At 59.3% G+C, this 8862-nt stretch carries 6 protein-coding genes and 1 pseudogene; 6 read left to right on the forward strand and 1 reads right to left on the reverse strand.

Going from position 1 to position 8862, the window contains the following annotated elements:
- Positions 1-82 precede the first annotated feature (82 nt).
- Positions 83-2095 carry an ATP-binding protein gene (locus tag B3759_RS15910; RefSeq protein ID WP_408736507.1) on the forward strand — a complete coding sequence of 671 codons (2013 nt, stop codon included), beginning with the start codon at positions 83-85 and terminating at the stop codon, positions 2093-2095.
- Positions 2092-2979 (forward strand): response regulator, encoded by an 888-nt coding sequence (locus B3759_RS15915; RefSeq protein ID WP_291367509.1) that lies wholly within the window; start codon positions 2092-2094, stop codon positions 2977-2979. Before B3759_RS15910 ends, B3759_RS15915 begins: the two co-directional genes overlap by 4 nt.
- A gap of 3 nt (positions 2980-2982) precedes the next feature.
- On the opposite strand, the gene B3759_RS15920 is transcribed toward B3759_RS15915, so the two are convergent.
- A complete protein-coding gene (locus B3759_RS15920) occupies positions 2983-5223 on the reverse strand; it encodes a primosomal protein N' (protein WP_291367511.1) in 2241 nt (746 codons plus the stop codon).
- Between the two features lie 60 nt (positions 5224-5283).
- Here B3759_RS15920 and B3759_RS15925 point away from each other — a divergent pair, with 60 nt between their 5' ends.
- The 4 genes and pseudogenes from B3759_RS15925 to B3759_RS15940 all read left to right on the forward strand — a co-directional run.
- Positions 5284-6255, forward strand: a complete 972-nt coding sequence (locus B3759_RS15925; protein WP_291367513.1) for a tyrosine recombinase XerC — start codon at positions 5284-5286, stop codon at positions 6253-6255.
- Entirely contained in the window at positions 6255-7214 is a 960-nt protein-coding gene (pip, locus tag B3759_RS15930; RefSeq protein ID WP_291367515.1) for a prolyl aminopeptidase, read from the forward strand. The genes B3759_RS15925 and pip overlap by 1 nt, the downstream gene beginning before the upstream one ends.
- A 2-nt stretch (positions 7215-7216) precedes the next feature.
- Complete coding sequence (locus B3759_RS15935) at positions 7217-8197, forward strand: retropepsin-like aspartic protease (RefSeq protein WP_291367517.1); 981 nt, start codon at positions 7217-7219, stop codon at positions 8195-8197.
- Between the two features lie 159 nt (positions 8198-8356).
- A pseudogene (locus tag B3759_RS15940) lies at positions 8357-8862 on the forward strand (alkene reductase); the annotation flags it as partial.

The raw sequence follows: 8862 nt of genomic DNA on the forward strand, positions 1-8862 counted from the left end.
GCAAACTTGCGTAGTTCATTACGATGTCGCATCTGGCATGAGGGATGCAAAGGAAAACACAGATGCAGGAGCGGTTGTCCGGGTGCCCAGGCGTGCTGCCATGAGGCCATTGCGCATCGTGCGTATGCGCCGCGACTACAATCGCTGGGCGGCCGACCAGTCGCTCGAGGATTACGCCCTGCGTTTTACAGCTCGCTCAGCCCGGGCCGCGACACCTTTGCGCGCTGCGCTGACGGCTCTCGGATCGATTTCCTTTCTCGCGCTTGAGGCGATCGGCGGCACGCTGACGATGGCATTCGGTTTCACAAATACGGCGCTTGCCATCGCTTTCGTCAGTGTTGTGATCTTTCTGGTGAGCCTGCCCATCTGCGCCACGGCAGCCCGTAGCGGTCTCGACATCGACCTGCTCACACGCGGCACGGGGTTCGGCTATATCGGGTCCACCCTGACCTCGCTGATCTATGCCAGCTTCACCTTCATCTTTTTCGGGATCGAGGCCGCCATTCTGGCCGCGTTGCTGGAGCAGATTCCCGGCATTTCCCACACCATTGCGTGCTGTCTGGCAGCCCTGCTTGTCATTCCACTGGTCACCGGCGGGTTCCGGTTTATCGCCCGGTTCCAGATCTTTTCTCTCCCCATCTGGTTCGCGCTCAATCTCATTCCTCTGATCGCCATTCTCTACGCTCACCCAAACTGGATCGGCGACTGGGTGCAGTTCAAGGGACTGGCCGCAACCCAGCCCGTAAACATCTTCGCCATTGGCAGTGCAGCGTCCATCATGTTCGTGCTGATCTGCCAGAGCGCGGAACAGGTGGATTTTCTGCGCACCATTCGGGAAAGTGGTGAGCATATGACCGGACTTCTGACCGGGCTTCTCGATATTTCCAAAATCGAGGCCGGTCGGATCGAGCTCTACAGCGACAGGATTATTCTCGGTCAGTTCCTCAATACCGTCGTGCAGATGGTCCGCCCGCAGGCACGGGCCAAACGTCTGGATTTTCACTATCATCCGGGATACCTGCCGCCCGTCGTGATGGGAGATGAGCACCGCCTCCGTCAGATTCTGCTTAACCTGCTGTCCAATGCCGTGAAATTCACCCCATCCGGCTCAGTGACGTTCACGGCGAACTGGCGTGGCCAGATTGCCGAATTCATCATCGAAGATACTGGACCGGGTATTGCGCCAGCCGATCAGGAACGGATTTTCGAACCGTTCGAGAGAGCGGCCGGAGACGCTGTCCCCGGCACTGGTCTTGGCCTGACAATCACACGCCTCCTCACTCACATTCTGGGAGGAGAACTCACCCTGACGAGCGAAGTCGGACACGGAACACGCTTCCGGGTGCGCCTGCTCCTGTCCGACCGTGCCGAAGATGCAACTCCCGTCCTTCAGGGACTTCCCTCGGGCTATGGCGGTGCCAGAAAAACCATACTGGTGGTCGACGACAATGCCGCTCATCGACGTATGATGCATGAATTTCTGGGGTCCAGACATTTCAATGTCCGCGATGTCTCTGGCGGCGTTGAATGTCTTGAATTTCTGAAAACAGAGCTTCCTGACCTGATCATTCTCGATCTCTCCATGCCGGGCATGGATGGGCGGGAACTGGCGCTGCGTATTCGGGAAACCAGTGCAGGCCATCTCCCCCTGCTCTTTCTCACCGGCAACGTGACGGAACTGGCATCACGCCGCGTCCCCTCACTGGATGACTGTACAGTGCTGGCGAAACCCGTCGATTTTCAGGCGCTTCTCGATGAAATCGGACGACTTCTGGATCTGCAATGGGTCTTTTCATCTGACGATGAAGCCCTGTCAGATGAGACGCTCCAGACATTAACGTCAGAGGATGAGCCTGCGCACTCACCGGATGACATGCAGCCCGACCTTCTATCGGATATCTCTTTGACAGAAGATGCAAAAACAGACCTTCTCGAACTGATCAATTCCGGAAACGTCCGTCTTTTACGACAAAAGCTTGATCTTCTCTGCAACAGTCATCCGCATCTCGTCATGACTCTTGCACCCATTCAGGAAGCAGCCCGCACCTATCAACTCGAAACAGTCAGACGTTTGCTGGAGGAACTGCCCGCATGACACGTGAGACACCCTCCCGTTCCACCCTGCTTGTAATTGATGATGATCCAGCCGCTCTTGGCATGATGGACGAGGCACTGACCAATGCCGGTTACGCGGTTCTGCTGGCGCAATCTGGTGACAGCGCCTTTGAAGTCATGAACCGGACCTTGCCTGACCTCGTGCTGGTTGATGCGATCATGCCGGGACTGAGCGGTTGGGATATCTGCCGCAGCATGAAGGCGGATGCCGCGCTCAACGCTCTGCCCGTCATCTTCATGACCGGTCTGACGGAAATCGAGCATGTTCTGCGAGCATTCGAAGCAGGCGCCACAGACTATGTGACCAAACCATTTCACTTCGCCGAAGTTTTGGCTCGCATTGAAATTCATCTGATTGCCGCACGTCGTATCCGAACGGCCCATGCAGCACTGGATAGTGTCGGCAGACGCTTCTTCGCCCTTGATGACAGCGGTGAACTGCTATGGTCCACTCCGAAAGCCGCCGAGTTTCTGACGCAACTCCCTTCGCCCGAGAATTTTTCCAAATTCGTCATGAAAAAATCCGAACCGGGGCAAGTCATTTTCACTACCCCTCACCAGAATGGTGTTCTGCGCGTCACTTTTATCGGACGGGACGGCCCTCAGGAATGGCTGTTTTCCATCGCGTTTCAGCTGGATCGTCCCGAACAGATTCTACAGGAAAAATTCGGTCTCAGCGCACGGGAAGCGGAAGTTCTTCTGTGGATCAGTCGGGGAAAAAGCAGCCGAGATATTGCTGAAATCCTCAGCATTAGTCCGCGCACGATCGATAAGCACACCGAGCAGCTTTATAACAAGGCCGGTTTCAGCGGGCGTGCGGCGGCGGCGGCGGCGGCTTCTCGACTTTTAGGAGACGTAGAATAACGCTCACATAAACGAAATCGGGTCTACATCCACATCCACCCGCACAATACGCGTAAACGTCACCTGTCCCAGCCAACGCCGCAGGATCGGCTGCACGGCGATATTCCGATGCGTCCGCAGCAGCAGCCGTCGTCGATGCCGACCACGCAATACGGCAATCGGCGCGGGCACCGGGCCAAGCACTTCGATCCCGTTGCCATGCGGTGCGGAAACACCAAGCTGCCGAGCCGCATTATCCGCAGCATCAGCATTTTCCGAACTGACAATCAATGCCGCCAGACGTCCGAAAGGCGGCCAGAAACCCGGCTTCCTCTGATCGGCTTCCTCCGCCATGAATGCCGCAAAATCCCCGGAAACTAGCGCCTGCATGACCGGATGTTCCGGCGTAAAACTCTGAAGCAACACCTCGCCCGGCGCTTCCGCACGTCCTGCTCGTCCGGCAACCTGATGCAGAAGCTGCATCGTCCGCTCACCTGCCCGCAGATCGGCTCCACCCAACCCAAGATCAGCATCCACCACGCCCACAAGCGTCAGGTGCGGAAAATGCCAGCCCTTGGCTACAATCTGCGTGCCAATGATCAGATCCACTTCCCGCCGTGAAATCTTGCCGACAGCCTCCGCTGTCGCCGCCGGACCGCTGATTGTGTCACTGGCCATCACCATGATGCGTGCATCAGGAAATTCGCTGCGGGCTTCTTCAGTTATGCGCTCGATCCCCGGACCGATGGCTGTCAAACTATCCTCCGCTCCGCATGTCGGGCAGGCATGAGGAACAGGTTCGGTATGCTCACAGTAATGGCATACCAGAACGCGCTTTTTCCGATGTTCGACCAACCATGATGTGCAGTGAGGACATTCCATCCGATGCCCGCAGGTCCGGCACAGCGTCAGCGGCGCATAACCTCGACGATTGAGGAACAGCATCGCTTGCTCACCACGCCCGAGCCGGGTTTTCACTGCTTCCACCAAAACCGGTGAGAGAAACAGTCCGCGTGGCGGCGGGTTTTCCCGCATGTCGATCAGATGCGTCTCCGGCATGGCCGCACCGCCATGCCGCGCCGTCAACACCAGATGCCGGTAACGCCCGGTCTCGACATTGTTCAGCGTCTCAAGGCTCGGCGTCGCGGAAGCCAGCACGATGGGAGCCTTCGCCAGTCTTGCCCGCACGACAGCCATGTCGCGGGCGTTGTAGGTGACGCCTTCTTCCTGCTTGAAAACAGCCTCGTGCTCTTCATCAACAATCACAAGGCCCAGATCGCGAAACGGCATAAACAGAGCCGATCGCGCACCGACAATGACCTTGGCCGAGCCATCCTCGCAGGCCGCCCATGTCAGACGGCGCGCCTTCTGCCCAATCTCGGAATGCCAGACCGCCGGGCGCACACCAAAGCGTCGGGCGAAACGATCCATCCACTGAGCAGACAGAGCAATTTCGGGCAGCAAAACCAACGCCTGCCGACCCTGCGCCAGACATTCAGCCACCGCTTCCAGATAAATCTCGGTCTTTCCGGAACCGGTCACGCCTTCCAGCAAGGTTGCGGAAAATGCACGCTCATCGACGCGCGCCCGTAACTCGGTAGCGGCGGTCGCCTGATCGCCTTCCAGAACCGGCGGATTATGAAAGGGATCCGGTTCCGCAAAGGGAGAGACCGGGCCCATCAGCATGCTTTTCAGAACGCCAGCATCCGCCAGACCGCGCACGACCGACACCCCGACGCCCGCCTTCTCTGTCAGCTCCGACATCGTCACCGGCTGCGCACCCTGCGGCAGGGCGTCCAGCACAGCGCGACGGGCAGGCGTCATCCTTAATGACTCTGGCGGCTCTCCAATACGCACCCACCCCACGGCGGGCGCTGTCTGCTCGCCACGCAGATGGGAACGCAGCGCCATCGCCAGCACCATGCCCGGCGGCGCAAGTGTGTAGGCTGCGACCCAGTCGATGAACTGTCGCAGTTCAGCAGAAAGCGGCGGCAGATCAAGCCGCTCCTTGATCGGACGCAGACGGGAAGCGGCAATCTCAGGCGGTGGTGGTGGCGCAAGATCGACAGGAAGCACCGTCTGTTCCCAGACCACGCCGGTTTCCCGCCGCCCACCGAGCGGCACGACCACCACATCGCCGGGAACAAGCGAATCAGCCAGCGACTGCGGAACGGCATAATCCAGCGCACAGGGAAACGGCAGTGGCAGCAGGACAGACACGCGCTTTCGCGAAGGCAAAGGTTCCAGTAGGCTGCTCTGCACCATGATGGCTCTCTCTACCTTCTTCACGGCGTCCTGTCTCGCCCTCCTTCGGAGAAATGTGCTTTGAAGGCTCACGACGCCCTGCAACAGTTTCTGGCCTGGATGACCGCCGAGCGGGGCGCGTCACAGCATACCATCGACGCCTATCAGGGCGATCTGTCCCGTTTTCTCGGCTTTCTGACCAATCATCATGGCGAGGAACCCACGCTCGCCACTCTTGGCACAGCCAGCCTTTCCGACCTTCGTGCGTGGCTGGCGCATGAGCAGACACAGGCGCTGACACCCCGCTTCGGCCAGCGCCCGACGACCCGCGACAAATCGGCCCGCACCCGTTCCCGTCGGGTCTCGGCGCTCCGTTCCTTCTTCCGCTTCCTCGCCCGACATAAAGGCATGGAAAATCCCGCACCGAGCCTGCTGGCTACACCGCGCACCAAAAAGCCGTTGCCGCGCCCCCTGCCAGTCACCGAGGCGCTCGAAGCGGGTGAAGGAATCGGCATGCTGGAAGTGAACAGTATGGCGCAGGAACGGGACAAAGCGCTATTCCTTCTCCTGTACGGCGGCGGACTGCGCATTTCCGAAGGGCTCGGACTGAATGTCGGAGACTTCGACGAGGCGCTTTCGACCGGCGTGTTCCGCATCCGGGGCAAGGGCAACAAGGAACGTCTTGTGCCACTGCTCCCGCGCGTGTCCGAGGCTCTCAAACGCTGGCGTGGCTTTCACCCCTCGCCGTCCCGGAACGAACCTCTGTTTCCCGGCGTGCGGGGTGGCCGCCTGAACGCCACCGTCGCCCAGAAAGCCATGCGGCAATGGCGGAAAAGCGAAGGTCTGCCCGAACACGCCACGCCTCACGCGCTGCGTCATTCCTTCGCCACCCATATGATGGAGGGTGGCGCCGACCTACGCGTGATTCAGGAACTGCTCGGTCATGCCAGCCTGTCCACGACTCAACGCTACACCCTTGCCGATGAAGCCCGTCTGCTGGATGTCTGGCAGAAAGCTCACCCCCGCGCCTCGAAAAACGCCGGAGACCAATAATGACCGCCACCCGCACACTCTATCCGCCCATCGAACCTTACGCGCACGGTCATCTCGATACGGGCGAAGGGCATCTGGTCTACTGGGAACGGTGCGGCACGCCCGGCGGTCTGCCCGTCGTGTTCCTGCATGGCGGCCCCGGTGGCGGATGCTCGCCGATGCAGCGCCGCATGTTTGATCCAGCCCGCTATGACATTCTCCTGTTCGACCAGCGTGGTTGCGGCCGTTCAACGCCACACGCCTCTCTAGAGAACAACACGACGTGGCATCTGGTCGCCGACATTGAGCGACTGCGGGAGATGATCGGTGTCGAACAATGGGTCGTCTTCGGTGGCTCATGGGGGTCAACGCTGGCGCTGGCCTATGCGGAAACGCATCCAGAACGGGTGAAAGCACTGGCGCTGCGCGGCATCTTCACGCTACGACGTGAGGAACTGCTCTGGTATTATCAGGGTGGCGGCGCGTGGCTTTACCCGGACAAGTGGGATGCGTTTCTCGCTCCCATTCCCGAAGAAGAACGCGGCGACCTTATGATGGCCTACAACCGCCGTCTGACCGGGAACGATCCGGTCGAGCGTGAAAAAGCGGCCATCGCGTGGTCAGTCTGGGAGGGTTCCACTCTCACCCTGCTGCCTGATCCGAACATGGTGAAACAGCATGAAGATCCAACCTACGCCCTCGCCTTTTCGCGCATTGAGAACCATTACTTTGTGAACGGAGGCTGGCTGGCGGAAGGTCAGTTGATCCGCGACGTGGATCGTATTCGCCATATCCCGACGGTCATCGTGCAGGGGCGCTACGATATCGCCACACCAGTGCGGACGGCATGGGATCTACACAAGGCATGGTCAGAGGCGGATTTCAAACTGATTGACGATGCCGGGCACGCTCTATCCGAACCGGGCATTCTGTCGGCGCTTCTCGACGCGACGGATCGCTTTGCGGAGCATCTGGGCTGAGCATGATGCGCCTCCGCTCCCTACTGACAGGTCTTGCTTTACAGGTGTTTGCGGCGTCAGCGGCATTAGCTGCGCCCTGCCCACTGACGCCGATCATGGAAGCACCTCTGCGGAATGACCTTGGCTTTCTGTCCGCGCCCGTGACGGTTGCCGGGCGGACTGTCAGTTTCATTGTCGATACGGGATCGGAAGGCAGTCTGATTTCACCGTGGTTCGCGCGGTTCATGAAACTGCCGGAAGACCCGAATGCGCTGACTCATGTCAGTGGCACAGGCGGTTCCGGTGGCGTGGTGCCGAATGTCATCATTCCCAGCCTGCAGGTTGGCAGCACCGGGTTTGGACCGGTTTCCATGCCGCTCGGGTTTCTACCCAGCCGTCCGAATATCACGCCTCCTGTCGAAGGGCTACTTGGCGGCGATGTGCTGGCTCAGGACGTGCTGGAGATTGACGCCCCACATGGTCGTGTCGCCATGTGGAACGCACCGGGCCGCAAAACCGATGCCTGTTCAGTCGAGCCGCCCTCCCTCCCCGGCGTCCAATGGCAAAGTCTTGAAGCCGAGGAACGCGGTCATCGGATTGTTCTGCACGTCGAATTGGATGGTCATAAGTTGACGGCTCTACTGGACAGCGGAGCGCGATCCCGCATCCTCTCACGCCGAGCAGCGGAAGCGATGGGTCTTACAGAAGAGCAGCTTGCCACTGATCCGGGCGGCACGACGGCGGGTGTGGACGGGAAAGAGTCTGTCTATCGCTGGCACAAGTTTCACAGTCTGACCATTGGACAGGAAACCGAACATAATCCCGTGCTGACCGTCTCTCCCGTGTCCGAACAGTCTGTCGACATGCTGCTGGGTTCCGACTGGTTCGCAGCCCACCATGTGTGGATTTTTTACAGGCAGGGACGGATTTTTGCCGCGAAAAGTGCTGTCGGGACGAAGACGGGCAGCGGAAAATCCGCTCCAAGTGGGGCTGTGTCTCATTAAGGGAAAACAGAACTCTCCCTTCCTTCATAACCCATTGTTCCAGCTTCCTCTTTATGTAGCGCCCTCTCCTCCTCCGCGTTTAAAGACAGGCCTCCTGTTGTAATCTACGGACGATCATCCCAACTCATAACAACTGCGTCTATTGAGAAAGGATCTGTCATGCCCAGCCTGTTTGAGCCGATTGAACTGGGAAGCATTTACGCCAAAAACAGAATTCTCATGGCGCCGCTGACACGCGGCCGGGGCACCCGTGAGCATGTGCCCACCCTCATCATGGCTGAATATTACGCGCAACGGGCTGGAGCCGGTCTGATCATCTCGGAGGCGACTGGTATCAGCCGCGAAGGTCTTGGCTGGCCGTATGCGCCGGGTCTGTGGTCGCAGGAACAGGTAGAAGCCTGGAAGCCCATCACCGCCGCAGTTCACGCCAAGGGCGGAAAGATCGTGGCCCAGCTCTGGCACATGGGTCGCATGGTGCATTCCAGCGTGACGGGCCAGCAGCCTGTCTCCTGTTCGGCGACAAAAGCACCTGAAGCGCTCCATACATATGACGGCAAGCAGGCTCCCGAAACTGCCCACCCTCTCACCAGGGAGGATATTGCCCGCATCCTGAACGACTATGAAAACGCTGCTAGAAATGCTCTTCAGGCAGGCTTTGACGGTGT

The sequence above is a fragment of the Acetobacter sp. UBA5411 genome, assembly GCF_002409645.1.
Lineage (GTDB): Bacteria > Pseudomonadota > Alphaproteobacteria > Acetobacterales > Acetobacteraceae > Acetobacter.

Coding starts and splice junctions, on each gene's coding strand:
- B3759_RS15915 (WP_291367509.1), top strand. CDS start 2,092: ATGACACGTGAGACACCCTCCCGTTCCACCCTGCTTGTAATTGATGAT.
- B3759_RS15920 (WP_291367511.1), bottom strand. CDS start 5,223: ATGGTGCAGAGCAGCCTACTGGAACCTTTGCCTTCGCGAAAGCGCGTG.
- pip (WP_291367515.1), top strand. CDS start 6,255: ATGACCGCCACCCGCACACTCTATCCGCCCATCGAACCTTACGCGCAC.
- B3759_RS15935 (WP_291367517.1), top strand. CDS start 7,217: ATGATGCGCCTCCGCTCCCTACTGACAGGTCTTGCTTTACAGGTGTTT.